The 15191-nt window shown below is 43.3% G+C and carries 12 protein-coding genes and 2 pseudogenes; 3 read left to right on the top strand and 11 right to left on the bottom strand.

Features of this window, described 5'->3' with window-relative positions; all coding sequences use genetic code 11:
* Nucleotides 1-232 precede the first annotated feature (232 nt).
* Nucleotides 233-751, bottom strand: coding sequence for a methyltransferase family protein (locus ACTTJ8_RS09825; protein WP_442721078.1), 519 nt, complete (start codon nucleotides 749-751; stop codon nucleotides 233-235).
* 18 nt (nucleotides 752-769) lie between these two features.
* A pseudogene (locus ACTTJ8_RS09820) lies at nucleotides 770-1096 on the bottom strand (nitrous oxide-stimulated promoter family protein); the annotation flags it as partial.
* A gap of 391 nt (nucleotides 1097-1487) precedes the next feature.
* Here ACTTJ8_RS09820 and ACTTJ8_RS09815 point away from each other — a divergent pair.
* Nucleotides 1488-2405 carry a dihydrodipicolinate synthase family protein gene (locus ACTTJ8_RS09815; protein WP_442721077.1) on the top strand — a complete coding sequence of 306 codons (918 nt, stop codon included), beginning with the start codon at nucleotides 1488-1490 and terminating at the stop codon, nucleotides 2403-2405.
* Between the two features lie 99 nt (nucleotides 2406-2504).
* On the opposite strand, the gene ACTTJ8_RS09810 is transcribed toward ACTTJ8_RS09815, so the two are convergent.
* The 6 genes and pseudogenes from ACTTJ8_RS09810 to ACTTJ8_RS09785 form a co-directional block, all read right to left on the bottom strand.
* A complete protein-coding gene (locus ACTTJ8_RS09810) occupies nucleotides 2505-3782 on the bottom strand; it encodes a TRAP transporter large permease (RefSeq protein WP_442716444.1) in 1278 nt (425 codons plus the stop codon).
* Nucleotides 3782-4252 (bottom strand): TRAP transporter small permease, encoded by a 471-nt coding sequence (locus tag ACTTJ8_RS09805; protein ID WP_442719272.1) that lies wholly within the window; start codon nucleotides 4250-4252, stop codon nucleotides 3782-3784. The genes ACTTJ8_RS09810 and ACTTJ8_RS09805 overlap by 1 nt, the downstream gene beginning before the upstream one ends.
* A 28-nt stretch (nucleotides 4253-4280) precedes the next feature.
* Nucleotides 4281-5273: a sialic acid TRAP transporter substrate-binding protein SiaP gene (locus ACTTJ8_RS09800; protein WP_442716446.1), complete on the bottom strand. Its 993-nt coding sequence runs from the start codon at nucleotides 5271-5273 to the stop codon at nucleotides 4281-4283.
* Nucleotides 5274-5486: 213 nt separating this feature from the next.
* A complete protein-coding gene (locus tag ACTTJ8_RS09795; RefSeq protein WP_442719270.1) occupies nucleotides 5487-6740 on the bottom strand; it encodes a hypothetical protein in 1254 nt (417 codons plus the stop codon).
* Between the two features lie 10 nt (nucleotides 6741-6750).
* A complete protein-coding gene (locus ACTTJ8_RS09790; RefSeq protein ID WP_442721076.1) occupies nucleotides 6751-8262 on the bottom strand; it encodes a hypothetical protein in 1512 nt (503 codons plus the stop codon).
* A 154-nt stretch (nucleotides 8263-8416) separates the two neighbouring features.
* A pseudogene (locus tag ACTTJ8_RS09785) lies at nucleotides 8417-9601 on the bottom strand (ABC transporter ATP-binding protein); the annotation flags it as partial.
* Between the two features lie 348 nt (nucleotides 9602-9949).
* Between ACTTJ8_RS09785 and queA the strand changes: the two are divergent.
* Nucleotides 9950-10990 (top strand): tRNA preQ1(34) S-adenosylmethionine ribosyltransferase-isomerase QueA, encoded by a 1041-nt coding sequence (queA, locus tag ACTTJ8_RS09780; protein WP_442721075.1) that lies wholly within the window; start codon nucleotides 9950-9952, stop codon nucleotides 10988-10990.
* Between the two features lie 67 nt (nucleotides 10991-11057).
* Here the strand turns inward: queA and pgsA are convergent, their stop codons facing one another.
* The 3 genes from pgsA to ACTTJ8_RS09765 form a co-directional block, all read right to left on the bottom strand.
* Nucleotides 11058-11633 carry a CDP-diacylglycerol--glycerol-3-phosphate 3-phosphatidyltransferase gene (gene pgsA / locus ACTTJ8_RS09775; RefSeq protein ID WP_442721074.1) on the bottom strand — a complete coding sequence of 192 codons (576 nt, stop codon included), beginning with the start codon at nucleotides 11631-11633 and terminating at the stop codon, nucleotides 11058-11060.
* Between the two features lie 276 nt (nucleotides 11634-11909).
* Nucleotides 11910-12335: a hypothetical protein gene (locus tag ACTTJ8_RS09770; RefSeq protein ID WP_442721073.1), complete on the bottom strand. Its 426-nt coding sequence runs from the start codon at nucleotides 12333-12335 to the stop codon at nucleotides 11910-11912.
* Between the two features lie 381 nt (nucleotides 12336-12716).
* Nucleotides 12717-13052, bottom strand: a complete 336-nt coding sequence (locus ACTTJ8_RS09765) for a four helix bundle protein (protein WP_442716871.1) — start codon at nucleotides 13050-13052, stop codon at nucleotides 12717-12719.
* Nucleotides 13053-13492: 440 nt separating this feature from the next.
* Between ACTTJ8_RS09765 and ACTTJ8_RS09760 the strand changes: the two genes are divergently transcribed.
* Complete coding sequence (locus ACTTJ8_RS09760) at nucleotides 13493-14902, top strand: MATE family efflux transporter (protein WP_442721072.1); 1410 nt, start codon at nucleotides 13493-13495, stop codon at nucleotides 14900-14902.
* The last annotated feature ends 289 nt before the right edge of the window (nucleotides 14903-15191 follow it).

Here is a 15191-nt window from a genome sequence, read left to right as displayed (position 1 = left end):
TGCTGAGTGCTGAGTGCTGAGTGCTGAGTGCTGAGTGCTGAGTGCTGAGTGCTGAATTGTGCCGGATACCTTGCACGTGTCAAGTAGTTGACAGTGTTTTTGAGAAAATTGGTATTGGGTAATTCAACACTTAGGCTTTGCATGAACTTATTATAGAAGCAAAGAGCAAAGAATGCAAGTAGATCGTTTTATGAGTTACAGGGATTCAGTATGAAAACAGTAAGGCTGAAAATCATTTTTTTTTCGTATCAAACATAGGTTTTTTCCACGGAATAAAACGGTTGACCTCTTTGTAATATGCTGCATACTCATCTCCAAAGCGTTCGGCAAGCCATTTTTCTTCTGTCAGTTTCATAAACACGGTGAGGTAGAGCCAAAAAAGCGGCGGTAAAATCAATACATACCAATTTCTACAGACCAGTAGCGCTCCTGTACAAATGAATAAAAATGCTGAATAGATAGGATTGCGGACAAACGCATATACACCGCCGGTTGCCAGCTGATTTGATTTTATCTTGCTGTCAATGCGGGTACCGAATACTGCTGTATACCACAGTGTGATACCCCCTGCAATGCACAGCGTCCCGGCAATTATGAAAGAGCTTGCAAGCATTGTATTGTATATGTTTCCGCCTGCAAGCATATCATATTTTATCAATGTAATACCGGTAACGGTAAATGCAATCATAATTCCAACACATACAGGACCAACACCCATTACCGGAAGGTGGTCTTGTTCAGCTTTTTTCATAGAACGCTCCTTTTTGCTGCGGATGGTACCGATAAGGTGCTGTATGCTCAACACCGGATGACGGAACAACATACGTGGACCGCTATAGCGCATAACTGCACGGATTTGCCGGCGCATCTCAGGTTTATAACAGTGCACAGGACATACATTACAAAACGGCTTTATCCGGTCATTTTGGTATCGGCATTGTTCAATCCGCTTGTGGGTATACGCTTTCAGTGTTTTCGGATCAATAGCTTCTTCTCCGGCACGGTCTTCAATAGCAGCGTTAGAATCATGCTGGTGTGCCGCACTATAGAGGTCGATCATCGAATCGACTAGCCGTACTTCATCTTCTACTGTCATCCTGTGCATATCGGTACCTCATAATAGCGATTGAAAGAATTTTCTGCGCAAGTGTTTCTTCATCACTTGCATACACTATTTTACCCTTCGTTTATATTTTACTCAAGCTCAATACGATGCTGAATGTCTTGGTAGGGGTTATCACTATAGAGAAAGTTTTTGTTTCGGAGTGGCTATGCAGTCTACGATCTTGTTCTCTTTGCTATTAAAATGCAGAAACCTACTTGATAAATAACGCAAGCTATGTGAAAATGTCGGCATCGTGAAGCACTGCAGGTACAGCTTGTTATACGATATTGTCCAGAATCTTCGGTTTTAGAAAATATCCATACGTACCGTGTAAGTGTCAACCATATATCGTACATATATGGTAAAAATAGGAGATTTCAATATGAAAGAATCTTTGAAAAAGTATCACGGAATATTTCCGGCTTTTTATGCGTGTTATGATGATAACGGTGATATTTCCCCCGACCGTGTGGAGCAATTCACCGACTATCTCATTAAAAAAGGCATTAACGGACTGTATGTCGGCGGCAGCTCCGGTGAGTGTATTTATCAATCAGTGGAAGAACGTAAAATTGTCCTTGAGCATGTTATGAAGGTTGCAAAGGGGAAAATTCCCGTTATTGCTCACATTGCAGCTCCTTCAACCCGCCACAGTATCGCGCTTGCACAACATGCAGAAAAATGCGGCGCTGATGCCATTGCGGCAATTCCGCCGATCTACTTTGTACTGCCGGAAGATTCAATCTTTCATTATTGGTCTGATATGGCGGCAGCAACCAATCTGGATTTTATTATCTACAATATCCCGGGAACTACTAACTACAATCTTTCGATGAATCTGTTTAATAGAATGCGCGAAAATAAAAAAGTGATCGGGGTAAAAAACAGCTCTATGCCCGTACAGGATATTCAAAAGTTTAAGGCTGCTGCTGGGGAAAACTTTGTGATCTTTAACGGACCGGATGAGCAGTTTATTGCCGGACGTGTGATGGGCGCTTCTGCCGGTATCGGCGGAACCTATGCAGGAATGCCGGAACTCTTTTTGGCAGCAGATGCATGTGTAGAGCGTGGAGATATGAAGAAGGCTCTGGAAATTCAAAATGCGATTAACGATGTTATTTTTACCGTTTTGAAATGTCACGGAAACCTGTACAGCGTATTCAAGGAGATATTAAAGCGGAGAGGAATGAATATCGGTACAGCCCGCCTCCCGCTTGCCCCGGTTGCCGTCGAAGATGAGCCGATTATTCAGTCCCTTATCAATAAAATCGATACGGCAATCGCAACGTTTGCGAAATAATTTCCAAAGCTGCTATTGATCGGTTACTTTTATCAGAAATTGGATTACAAGAGCATCGCTGATAACGAATCGAAGTTATAGTGATGCTCTTGTAATTTTTTAAGAAAATAATCCCGGAACAAAAAGGCAGATTTGCGGGAATGCAGAAAGCAGCACAAGCGAAATCAGTAACGGGATTAAGAAGGGCAATGTGCCTTTTACCAGCGTATTAAACGGAATATTTCCGACACGGGCAACCACAAACAGTGCAGTACCCATCGGCGGCGTTAGGATACCAATCATCAAATTGAAGATAACAACGATACCGAAGTGTATAGGATCAATACCGGCTGCGGTAACAGTGGGCAGCAGGATCGGCACAAGGATAATCAACAATGGCAGTGCATCAATAAACATCCCCAAGAACAATAACAGGATATTTATCATCAGCATGAGCATCAGCGGATTATGTACGAACTGCATAAATACTTGTGCAACATGCAGCGGCATCTGTTCGCGGGCGATAATCCATCCGAATAATCCAACCCCCAAAATCATCATAACAATCGTACCCGTTGTTTTCACACTGTCAAGCACAATGTCAAAAAACTTTGAAACGGTTAATTCTTTATAGACAAAAAAGCCGAGGAATGTCGTATAAAAGACTGCGATAACAGCTGCCTCAGTCGGCGTAAAGATTCCGGTAAAAATTCCGGTTAAAATCAGTACGGGAGTTAAGAGGGCTAGTGCCGCGCCTTTAAACGATTCCCATTTCTCTTTTGCCGATGCTTTAGGATCGGCTGGGTAATTACGGCGGTGTGCCATAATCGAGCACATGAGCATCAATGTTCCGGCAATGAGAATCCCCGGAAGGAAACCTGCCAAGAACATTTTTTCAACAGATTGATCAGAGCTGACTGCGTAAATAATCATCGAAGTACTTGGCGGCACAAGCGGACCCAAGATACAGGAAGCTGCGGTAATACCGCCCGAAAAAGCGGAATCGTACCCGGCATCCTTCATCGACTTTATTTCCAATTGCCCTAAACCGCCTGCATCGGCAAGCGCAGAACCGGACATCCCTGAAAATACCAACGATGCCAACACGTTCACATGAGCTAAGCCGCCCTTGCGGTGCCCTACCATGGCGCGGGCAAAGCGGAAAATACGTTCTGTAACACCGCCGCCGTTCATAATATTACCAGCAAGCACAAAAAACGGAACCGCAAGCAGGGTAAAGTTATTGATGCTCCCCAGCATTTCCTTACAAGCAAAGAAAAACAATGAAGTTTGTCCGCTAATAATAAAGAAAAACAGCGAGGCAAGCATCAATGAATAGCCGATATGAACGCCGATAAAAATCAACACTATCCAAACAGCAAAGGTCAATAGCATCATTATGCTGTAGCTCCTTTCTTGCAAACCACAGCAGTTGCAAGCTGTATCAGCATTTCGGCTGCAATAATGATACCAAGGAATACCAGACCGAAATTGAGTACTGTTACCGGCAGTCCCAACGTAACCAGGTGATCTTGTACTCCTGCCGACCGGCATAGCCGTATGCCGTTCTGTGCAATCAAAATGAATACAACTGACATCAGCAGCTTCAAGATACTATCAAGCGCTACTTGTATCAATTTTGGAAAATGTGAAAGGATAAAATCGATACGGATATGCGTTTCATAATGCTGTGCAAGATGGCATCCGAGTATCCCCATATATACAAAAAGCAGACGGGACAATTCTTCAGACCACGAAGCCGGTGCATTTAACACCTTTCGGGAAAAAATTTGCCAAAAAAGGATCATCAAAATAATCAGAAACAGCGCGATAGAGCATATTTCTTCAATTTTTATCAATTTTTTCATACGCTTTGATTAATAAGCCTTATAAGCATTAGTTAGCTGATTCAATCGCTTTTACTGCGGCATCACCGTATTTTTCAATATAAGCATCATACATCGGTTTCATTGCAGTTCTAAACGGAATACGGTCGGGATTTGTTATCGTCATACCGTTCGCTTTAAAAGAGTCGATTAAAGAAGTTTCGTCAGCCATAAACTTTTTAGTTTGCAGCTCAGCAGCTTCTTTTGCTGCGGTTTGCACAGCATTTTTTTGTTTATCACTCAGCTTTTTCCATGTCATTTCGCTCATAACATAATTGTTATCATTTAAAATATGAGCGGTAAGTGCACAATATTTCTGGACTTCATAAAATTTCTGAGCATTAATTGTTGAAAGAGGATTTTCCTGACCGTCAACCGCATTTGTCTTGAGTGCAAGATACACTTCTGCAAAAGCCATCGGTGTGGGAGATGCTCCTGAATATTTTGCAAAGTTGAGGTTTGCTGCAGCATTCGGTACGCGGAGCTTTAACCCTTGCATATCTTCGATACTATTGATGGGGCGGTTACATGTTGTTTGGCGGGTACCGTTATATCCGTCTGCTAAAATACGCCAGCCTTTTTCAATAAGTTTTGCCTGCAAGTCTTTCCCATAGGGGGTTTCCATTGTTTTGAGCAGGTGATCAAAGCTATTAAATGCGAACGGATAGCCGAAAATCTCCATTTCAGGGATCCATAAACCGAAGCGGCCTGTTTCGGCAAATACTACGTCAAGAGCACCTTGAGCGGTTTGTTCCATCATAGAGCGGTCATCACCAAGCTGTCCGCCGGAAAAAATTTGCACGGTAACGCTGCCGTCTGATAATTCATTTGCACGTTTTGCAAACAATTCTGCTGCGGCATATTCATTTGATGCAGTACCTGCTTGAAAGCCCATTTTGAGTGTTACAGGCTGTTCTTTGCCGCTTGCGCTGTTTTCTTTTCCTTGACAGCCGAAGAGAACCGCAAGACCGATAAGCAACACGGGATACATCAATTTTTTCATAAAATCCTCCTCATATATGCATAAGGTACGCATAACTAGATATTTTTTTATTGTAACATAGCAATAGTCTTTTGTCAAACAAAAGGTTACGAAGTCCAAAAACACATTATTCTGCCGCCATATAGGTGAAACTTCGAGTAAACGGCGGATGCTGCCGATTATGAAATGAGGCTATGGCAGTAAATCAAGGCATCCTATTTGGTAATTATATCTTTATTGCCCTGATCGGAACATAAGTGTTTTGCCCCGTATCATTACCAGTTCCATTTTTTCTAGTCCTGAGATACCTTCTGCTGCCGTGTAGATCATATCTTCCATATCTTCAACCGTACCGAAGTACTGGACAGCATATTTTGTTTGTGCTGCAGACTGGTTCATAACGCGGATGGTTTCAACTTCATTTTTAAGCTTTGCACGGAAGCGGCTCATCAGTTTGCTGTCAGCTGTGTTGTTAATAATAACTTCGTAGCGGATCCCTTGTGCATAATCTCTGATGAGCGACTTTTTTGCTTGATCAACTGCGGCTCTCATTGCCTTAAATACGGTGGATTTTATTGCATTTTGAGCTGCAGCTTCGGCGCTGGCACGGTCAAAAGTTTTGGGACTGCTGTATGGAACCGCCCCCAATAGCTCACCGGTGGAAGGATTGTACATTTTAAGATTAACCTCCGCTTTCCCGAAATAACCTCCGCTTTCCCGTCCGCTTTGTGTAATCCCTTCGACTTCAATATAGACATCGGCTCCGAGTTTCTGTGCAATCCACTGTACCACCGAAAGGTCTGCTGTTTCCGGTTCTTGGTTAAAGAGCGTTGCGCTGTCGGCTTGCAGGGCTTCAACTGCGGCATAATCAACCGCACGGTAGCCGTTATCTAATAAATACTTATTCGCCATACTGATTGCCGATTTGGAAAATGCGTTTCCTGCCTTTGCCTGCTTACTGGGAACAACCATATAAAGCATACTGTCAGTATACTGCTCGATGAAGCTCACGCTATTACCTTTACCTGCGCTGATGAGTTTTGCTTCTTGTACTTCCGGACTGGTTTGCATATTGCCGTCGCTTGCGGTTGTTGCTTTTCCGTAGATACCAAGTGAGCCGAGTGTCTGCCGTACTTTTTGTATCTTCACAGGTATGCTGATTTCACAGTATGCCCCTCTCATGCCTTCATCCCGCCGTAAGATAAGCATATAATCATTTTCAAGATAACTGAGAGGATTTGAATCGGCATAAAAGACTGAGTACAGCTGAGAACGGTATTGCAGTTCTTCCGTATCGCCGATAAGATCAATAATAGCAAGTTTTAGGGCATTTGCCTTTGCCTGTTTTAGTGCTGCTAAAAATGAAGCGCCGTCTGCCGATCCGGTATAATAGGGATCATTCCCGTGATAATGCTGAACTGCAGGGGCTACTGCACATGAAGCAAACAGCACTATTGTCAGGGCTGCATAAAGTCCGTATTTTTTCATTTTCCCTCCTTTAAAACCGCCCGGTCATGCCGAGGAAACAGTAAAATTGTAGATGGGAATGTAACATATTCCACTCATAGTCATGTATGCGGGCTGCATCGTGTGTTGATAAAAATCCGCTGTCTTGCAGCCGCTGTGCAATTGTTCGAACGGTGGTAAGTGCATACCGGTATCCTAAACCGGCACCGGCACCGAATGTCCAGCCTTGGCTGATAAAGTAGTCGGCTGTCAGCAGTGCCCGCCCTTCAATTTGGGAGGCTGTGGTAGAAAAATTACTTCTATATCGATTTTTTCCCGAAGGTTGCGCAGATACACTGATTCCTGTGTAACAAAACTGTAGCTCAGGGGTGATTTTAAACCGTGCTGTGTAGAAGTTATAGAGACCAAAGCCTAAGTACATTGTTCCGAATGGGGAAAGGCTGATCGGTTTGTGCGTATGGGCTTCTGACGAATTGAGCGGCTGCTGAATGGCATATTCATACCCTAGAGATATTCCTGTATGGAAGTTGTTTTGATAGGTCATCTTAATTCCGATGGTTGGCTGAACCCGCAGATAATCATTTGCCGGATTTTGCTGTATACCCGTGATAGGAACCGTGATGCCGCCATATCCCTGTACCGTAATATGAGATGATGGTGATTCTTTAACAGCATCTCCTTCCACAATCGGCTGGTCTGTATAGATTACCTTGGCTGTAGAGAATGTATCATGTACTTGGGAGATAATACAAAGACCGGTAGTAACGGCAGAAGGGCGTCCGCCGATAAAAACGGTTTTTTGTAGGAAGTATTCATCACCAATGCGGATTCCCATATCCCGTCCCAATTCTATTGTTACTGTATTGGTACGGCGGTCAAAATCAATGACACCGGTTGTAAGTGCAAAAGCCGATTCAAATTTGATGGTATTATAAATTGAAGCGGCTATATCATCTATTGCGCTGTCAATTGCATCGGAGCGTTGTGTTAAAATGCTTTTCGCAGAAAAAGGAAGTGTTCTCTGACTCTTTTCGCCTGAAGCATCGATAATAGACAGCGAACCTTCTATACTGATTTTCCAATAAGGCTTGACGGCTCTTGTTCCGTCCTGCGTTTTTACTTCTTCGTAGAGAAGTGTTTCATCATAAGCATTTACTTGCGGTACGAAAACCAAAAAGGCTGTTGTCAGCTGTTCCCAATCTGATCTAGTAAAGGCTTCTTCGCCCGACAAGACTGTTTCTGGTAAATTTGACATATCAGACTTTGATTCTTGTATTTTTTGAATAAAGGCTGCAGTATCTACGGCTTTAAGGCGGTATTGCATTCCGATAACATTGAATCGCTTAAAAGATGTGATAATAGCGGTAATCCGCTGATCGAGCACTGCCGCTACATCATCCGGCATTTCACTTTGACTGGAAAGTCTAAATACTGCAATATCTTTTTTGGCGCTGACTGTTTGTGCCGACAGGACAGCGCTGCCGGTAAGCAGCAGATATAATAAAATACATCCATATTTTTTTATCGTTTTAATAAAAGACATGCAGCTATCTTATCATAATCAATAATTGTACGGCAAGCAGTTTTTTGTCCTGCTTGTTTAAAGATTTCGAGATTTTTCCTCTTGTAAAAACTCCTTCTTATGGTATACTGCTTAGATAGTAAAGAGCTGTTTTTTATGGATGGTATGGTCTCATACCGGAGGTAACATCGTACAAGCGGGGAATGAGCTGCACAAAGGAGGTTTTGGAAGAACCCGTGCCGCCGATAATCCCCACCGTTTCTCCAGACCGGATAACAAGGTTCGCACTGTCGATTACTTTTTTATCGGCATCCGCAGTATACATAAAATCAGCATTGGTAAAGCATATCTCTCCGTTTTTTACCTCCATCACAGGATGCTCAGGATTGGTGATGTCCGGCTGCTCATTCAAAATTTCTGCAATGCGGTCTGCGGAAGAACGGGAAATGGTGATCATCACAAAGACCATCGAAAACATCATCAAGCTCATCATAATTTGAGAGGCATACGAAAACAGCGCCATCAGCGATCCGGTGGTAAGCCCCTGTGCAGCATTGTTCCCGCTCGCAACAATCTCCTTTGCACCGAACCATGAAATCAAAATCATACAGGTATAAATACACAGCTGCGCCATCGGCATCATCAGCGTAATGTACCGCTCCCCTTTTGAAAAGCCCTTGTAAATCGATTCGGAAATGTTTTCAAACTTGGTAATTTCGTACTGCTGCCGGTTAAAGGATTTTACCGCCCGGACACTGCGTATGTTTTCCTGCACCACATTGTTGAGTTTATCGTAGGTTTTAAAAACAGTTCTGAATATCGGATATACCCGCCGGATAATCAGAAAGATACCGAGTCCAAGCAGCGGAATCATACCGAGAAAGATGAGGGAAATTTCAGTACTGATTCTAAACGATGCGATCATCGCAAAGAGCATTATGCCGGGTGCGCGCACAGCAAGTTTTACCAGCATCTGATAGGAGTTAAGCACGTTTATTACGTCGGTGGTAAGCCGCGTTATAATGGAAGAAGGTGAAAATTTGTCGATGTTGGAAAAAGAAAAAGTCTGCACGTTGCCGTACATATCCTGTCGCAGATTTGCCGCAAAACCCGCCGACGCCTTTGCTGCGGTAACCGACGAAAACACACCCGTCAATAATTGAATAAGCGCAAAGACCAAAAGCGCCGCCCCGTACTTGAACACCGTTTGCATTGCACCGGCTTCAATTCCAAAATCAATGAGATACGCCATACAGGAGGGGATGATAATTTCAAACACCACCTCCGTAATTGTCAGCAGCACTGCGATCACAGATGTCCGTTTATATTCCCGCAGGCTTTTTGATAAAGTCTTCAGCATGATGACTTATCGTAGCACAGTCTAAACAAAATGAATATATGGCGGGTATGCCGGATCGAAGTTGCTGCTTATGGAGAAGCGGCAGCTTTTTTACTTTTACGATATCCGAGAAGTCAAGAAATATCTTTGTTCAACGGATTTCTGCTTTCATATCGTGTGAGCTACTGTTTTTTTGACACTATTTATAATGCGGAATTTCTGGGAAGGAGAGTGAATCCATCTTGCCTCTGTACAGTATAATCGAGTATAGTAAAACATTATGGAAAAACGCTGTGCTTTTAGTACACCCATATAGTGCAGTATGCTTGAACACTGAAATTTTTAGTGGTATCTCTATTTTGAAAGATTATGTTGACAAAAGATTTTGATTTTGAACTTCCCAAAGAACTAATAGCGCAGCACCCTTCTGCAGAGCGCGGGAATGACCGGCTTTTAGTGCTGAATAGAGCAACCGGCGCTTTAACCGATGCCCTTTTTTCCGATCTTCCCGGTTTTTTACCTTCGGATTGTTTGATGGTTTTTAATAACACAAAGGTACGCCATGCTCGCGTGTATGCCCATGCCGGTGGTGCGGAGATTGAATTTTTGCTGATCGAGCCGCTGGATGAAGGTTTTGTGTGGAAAACATTGGTTAAGCGCGCAAAACGGCAGCGGGAAGGGAAGGAATACACCTTCCCCGACGGCACCTGTGCCGTGCTTATCCCACCCCCTTCCCTTGATGCAGCGGATGCTGATTGCAAGTATCTGCGTTTCAACCGCTGCATTGATGACCGTTGGCTGGAAGCCAACGGTCATATCCCGCTGCCGCCGTATATCAAACGCGGCGACACGGATGAAGATGCTGCACGGTATCAGACGGTATACGCGAAGAATACAGGCTCGGTAGCAGCTCCTACAGCCGGGCTTCATTTTACTGATGAAATACTGCAGAAGCTGGATGCGCAGCATATTCCCCGCACAGCGGTAACGCTTCATGTAGGACTCGGTACATTCCTCCCGGTGCGGACTGATGTAGTGGAAGATCACTCTATGCATACCGAAAAGTTCTTTATTTCAGATGAAACTGCACATACAGTAGATGCTGCGCACAGAAACGGTAAAACGGTTTTGGCTGTCGGCACAACATCAGTCCGGACATTGGAATCAGCCTGGGATGCAGAAACACAGCATCTACGGCGGGGGGCTCAGTCTACTAATATTTTTATCTATCCGGGTTTTACATTCGGACCCACAGGGGCGCTGCTTACTAACTTTCATACGCCGCAGTCAAGTCTTGTAATGTTGGTATCCGCATTTGCCGGACGGGAAAATATTTTTGCCGCCTATCACCATGCAATAGAAAAGAAATACCGCTTTTTTTCGTATGGAGATGCAATGCTCATTCTCTAAGGGCGGCTGCTGAGGCATTTTGTAACAATTTGTACCTGACTTTTTTGCAGATACTCATTTGACTTTTTCATATCTTTTTTCGATAGGAAAGTAAATAATCAAAAAAAGAAACAATAGAAAGAACAGCAGCCAGTCCGTATAAAATCTTGTTTACCACTGTAAGCATACCGATACGAGCCGGAGTTACCAGTGAAAAAGCAGCAAGCAGTTCAATCAATAGGGTGAAGCCTTCTGCAAAAATATAGCATACCGTTTTGAGTTTGCCTCCTTTTTTTGCTGCGATGGTAATTCCATTACCCCGTGCCAGCATCCTAAGAAATAAAATACTTAATTCACGGTAAAGAATGATGATAAAAATAGGGATTGGCACAAAACCGGTAAGCATAAAAGCAAGAAGCACCGTCAAATTTGCTACAACATCGGCAAAAGGATCAAACAATTTACCAAAATCACTCACTTGTTTGAGTTTACGTGCAAAGAAACCATCTAAAAAGTCTGTAAACTCCATGTAAATAAAAAGCGGTATAATAATAAGTAACATGAGCTGTTCCGAGATACCGGCGAAACGGGGAAGATAATAAAGAAATAAAAAAAGCGGAGCTGCCGCAATCCTCGATGCAGTAAAAAAATTCGCAATGTTCATGTTATAAAGTATCTATCATCGCTGCTTTTTTGTCAAATGCCTGATACAGTATCTGTAGGTATTATCGGTAAGCGCAAAAGATGATCAGGGTGATTCTGTTTCTGCCGGAGAAAGCCCGATTATTTGTGTAATAATGCCTTGTGATAGCTCTCAGTGTAGGTATAGATGGTGAAAAAAACAATACCGACAAGGATAATCTCCCCATCGGTATTGTGGTGTTATCGTTTTGCTCACCGGGAACAGTGCCGACAAAGCCGATAAGTGGTAGTAATTATTTTACTTTGAAGGTTTCGGCACTGCGACTACAGCATCCTTAATTTGCTTTTCAGTATAATCAGAGGACTTTTGCAATTTCATGGAACCGGAAACCTTGTCTAGAGTTCCGGTGAGTGTCATGGTATTACCATTCATGGTATAGTCGAAGGATATCCCATCTATCGTTACTTTTTTTGCTTCGATGGTGTAGGTTCCTCCATTTATAGCGGACAACTTTTCGCCCATTTTAGTAGCGCTGTAGGCATTTCCGTCGCTATGGAAACAATAATACGTGGGATATTGAATCTCCACTGACTTACCTGCAGCAGTTATTTCTACTACCTTCCACACAGTTCCTTTTTCCGGCTTTGCTCCGCATCCAGTTACCATCATGACTGCACCGAGCAGTACTGCACACAGCGCCATTAATGAAACAATTTTTTTCATTTGTTTCCTCCTCATAAAGATGTTACCGTAACATTCAGCCCTTTCGGATTCAGGACTACAAAACTTGCGCCTGAGTCCAGACCATCGAGCATCTCTCAAGCTGTAGTTTAGCAGACGACGGAGATATTCAGCAGGCTTACTTACACGGTAAATTCTCTTCCATAATACCCCCCCCCCCCTTTAAAAAGTCAAGAGGGAAAATGTGCTGTGCCAGGGATTCTGCATTAAATTATAAAGGCATATTATATAATAACTTATATAACTTGTATTTTTTTATGATATTTTGCAGCAAGTTATAATCATACAATGATTTAGGCGGCTGTAATGCGGAATCCTTGTGTGTTTTATGAAACGTGTTCTGGAAATACTAACTTGCATCGTCTACTTTCGGTGCTTTACGATGGCTGCAAGAATTTTCAGAATTTCCTGACAATCAGCATACATACCGGCAAAGTCTGATTTTTGCAGATATCCGCTTTCGTACAATAATTCAAGCCAATATTCCGTTTCGTTCGCATCTTTGAAAGCAATCAATAGCTTTGCGTAAAAATCAGCCTTTGTTTGTCCGCTCACAGCTTCCTTTACCTTTGAACCGATACTTGTACCGCTGCGTAGTAATTGCTGCGATAAAATAAATTCATGTTTACTGCATAAGATTTTATGTGCGTTGATAATAGTCAGCGCAAAAGATTTTGATTTGTCTACAATGACATTCATAGCGGCTCCTTCATAAACGTATATACCTCTTATATATCGCCGATGACTTTTTGGCTAAGAAAATCAAAAAAATTGGTGAATTTTTACAAAAACTAGACATTTTTAAATAGACAGGTTACATTAAACCGGTTTGGTAGCACAGTGAGGAACTCTAAAAACTTCCGTTTTTAGAAGATGCCCAGTTATCGAAGGTATAACTTCGGCTGCTAAATAGAGCAGCCTCGTTAACCGATGAGTTTGCCTTGCGGCAAACGTCACGTATTGACGTATGCGCGTTCCGCGCACGAATGCAACAGTCTCCAAAATTGATATTTTGTTCGACTGTTGCATTTTAAGGAACATATCTATTGCTCTATTGATTCGTGCGGAGCGTTAATACTCAAAGTCGCGTCGGGGGTGTTAATTAGACATGCTATACATTTTAAGAAAGGATACGTTATATGGAAACGGAAGAACAGAAAGCACGGATTTTGAATGACAATGTATGGAAGATATTGATTGATTTTTCTTGGCCTGCAGTACTGGCGATGTTTTTGTTGGGCGCAAACAATGTACTTGACGGAACATTTGTCGGGCATTTTGCAGAGCAAGGGGCGCTTGCCGGTATTTCTATTGCACTGCCGGCAGTTATTCTTTTGGTTGGATTTGGCTTGCTGATCGGTACCGGTGCAGGCTCCTTGCTGAGTATCTCTATCGGTGCAGATGATACGGGGATGCGGTACAAACTTTTGGGAACGGTGAACTCCTTGGTGCTTCTTTCTTCTGTTCTCGTAATGGGCTTGGGAATTCCATTTTCACGGATGCTGCTTTTTGCGATGGGCGGCAGAGGAGAGCCTCTTGCGCTCGGCGATGTGTATTACCGGACACTGCTTTGGGGTGCTCCGCTGTGGATATATTCTATTGCGCTCAATTCGCTTATCCGAGCGGAGGGAAAAATGAAAACTTCCGCCGTTATTATGGCGATCGGACTTGCGGCAAACGGTATTTCAAACTATGTACTGATGGTTGTGCTGGGACAGGGTATACGAGGTGCTGCAATCGGTACGAATATCGGTATGGCAGTGCAGGCGCTTATCGGTGCATTGTATATCACGAAATCGGCATTGGTAAAAAAAGGAACTTCTCAAGCCGCATCGGGGAATACCGTTTCGGTTCTGCGGCAGGTATGTGCAATCACATTGGATAAGACGGTTACTGCAAAAATTATTCCGATGGGCTTATCGGCATTTATCATGCAGATTATGATGGTGCTGCAGAGTATGCTGGTACTTAATGTTATCAGTTGGTATGGGAATGCTCACGATATTGCATTTTATGGAGTCGTTGTCCGTCTGTTCAGCTTTGTGGTACAACCGCTTGCCGGCTTTATGATTGCGATGCCGCCGATTATCGGAATTACCTTTGGAGCAGCGCTGCCGGAACGGGTTATTTCTGCTTTTAAGTGTTTTTTAACGGCAGCATTGATTCTTGTGCTTCCTTTTTGGATTTTTATGCTCGCCGTACCTCAGACCGCGGCGGGGCTTATGATGAACAGCGCAGAGGTTAGTACGGAAGGCATAGTGCAATTTCGGTTGTATATGGCGCTGCTGCCGGTAATGCCGCTCAGTTTTTTAACACTGGGCTTTTTCCCGGCAATCAATAAAGGAAGTATCAGTTCGGTTCTTGCTATCATGCAGCAAATAGTACTCTATGTACCTGCTATGTTATTGTTGCCGCTTCTTGCCGGTGTTCGCGGGGTGTATTACGGAACACTGCTCATTGAACTGGTAACCGCAATCCCGATGCTTATGTTACTGAAGCGGGAATTTAGGTTGTTAAGATCGGGAAGTACCCGCTGGCGAAAAATGTGAAAATAGCCTGTTGAACAGCAAACTCGCTACTGCTTGGAATCACGGATATCCGTGTCCGTTTCGAAAATGCTAGGAGCCTAGCCGAAATAGAGTGCAGGCGTACTTGTTGTACGTCGAGCATTTATTTCAGCGTAGCGGCAACGCAGATGTGTCGCATTTCAAGGTAACCTGTTCAGAAAGGTCAGTTTCCGAACAGGTTTATTCGTGCGGAGACCTGCTATAAAAAGTCAATAAGTTAAAGCAGAGAATGTATAGGCTGGTCAGCCAATTTGAGGAGGATAAACCTGCT

It is taken from the genome of Treponema sp. (assembly GCF_052169735.1).
In the GTDB taxonomy this organism is placed as follows: domain Bacteria; phylum Spirochaetota; class Spirochaetia; order Treponematales; family Treponemataceae; genus Treponema.
This window is presented reverse-complemented; position numbering and strand designations above follow the sequence as displayed.

Bases quoted from the DNA above. Each gene is read 5' to 3' on its own strand.
- ACTTJ8_RS09760 (WP_442721072.1), top strand. From the start codon at position 13,493: ATGGAAACGGAAGAACAGAAAGCACGGATTTTGAATGACAATGTATGG.
- queA (WP_442721075.1), top strand. From the start codon at position 9,950: ATGTTGACAAAAGATTTTGATTTTGAACTTCCCAAAGAACTAATAGCG.
- ACTTJ8_RS09770 (WP_442721073.1), bottom strand. From the start codon at position 12,335: ATGAAAAAAATTGTTTCATTAATGGCGCTGTGTGCAGTACTGCTCGGT.
- ACTTJ8_RS09795 (WP_442719270.1), bottom strand. From the start codon at position 6,740: ATGAAAAAATACGGACTTTATGCAGCCCTGACAATAGTGCTGTTTGCT.
- ACTTJ8_RS09825 (WP_442721078.1), bottom strand. From the start codon at position 751: ATGAAAAAAGCTGAACAAGACCACCTTCCGGTAATGGGTGTTGGTCCT.
- ACTTJ8_RS09815 (WP_442721077.1), top strand. From the start codon at position 1,488: ATGAAAGAATCTTTGAAAAAGTATCACGGAATATTTCCGGCTTTTTAT.
- ACTTJ8_RS09805 (WP_442719272.1), bottom strand. From the start codon at position 4,252: ATGAAAAAATTGATAAAAATTGAAGAAATATGCTCTATCGCGCTGTTT.
- ACTTJ8_RS09790 (WP_442721076.1), bottom strand. From the start codon at position 8,262: ATGTCTTTTATTAAAACGATAAAAAAATATGGATGTATTTTATTATAT.
- ACTTJ8_RS09800 (WP_442716446.1), bottom strand. From the start codon at position 5,273: ATGAAAAAATTGATGTATCCCGTGTTGCTTATCGGTCTTGCGGTTCTC.
- pgsA (WP_442721074.1), bottom strand. From the start codon at position 11,633: ATGAACATTGCGAATTTTTTTACTGCATCGAGGATTGCGGCAGCTCCG.
- ACTTJ8_RS09765 (WP_442716871.1), bottom strand. From the start codon at position 13,052: ATGAATGTCATTGTAGACAAATCAAAATCTTTTGCGCTGACTATTATC.
- ACTTJ8_RS09810 (WP_442716444.1), bottom strand. From the start codon at position 3,782: ATGATGCTATTGACCTTTGCTGTTTGGATAGTGTTGATTTTTATCGGC.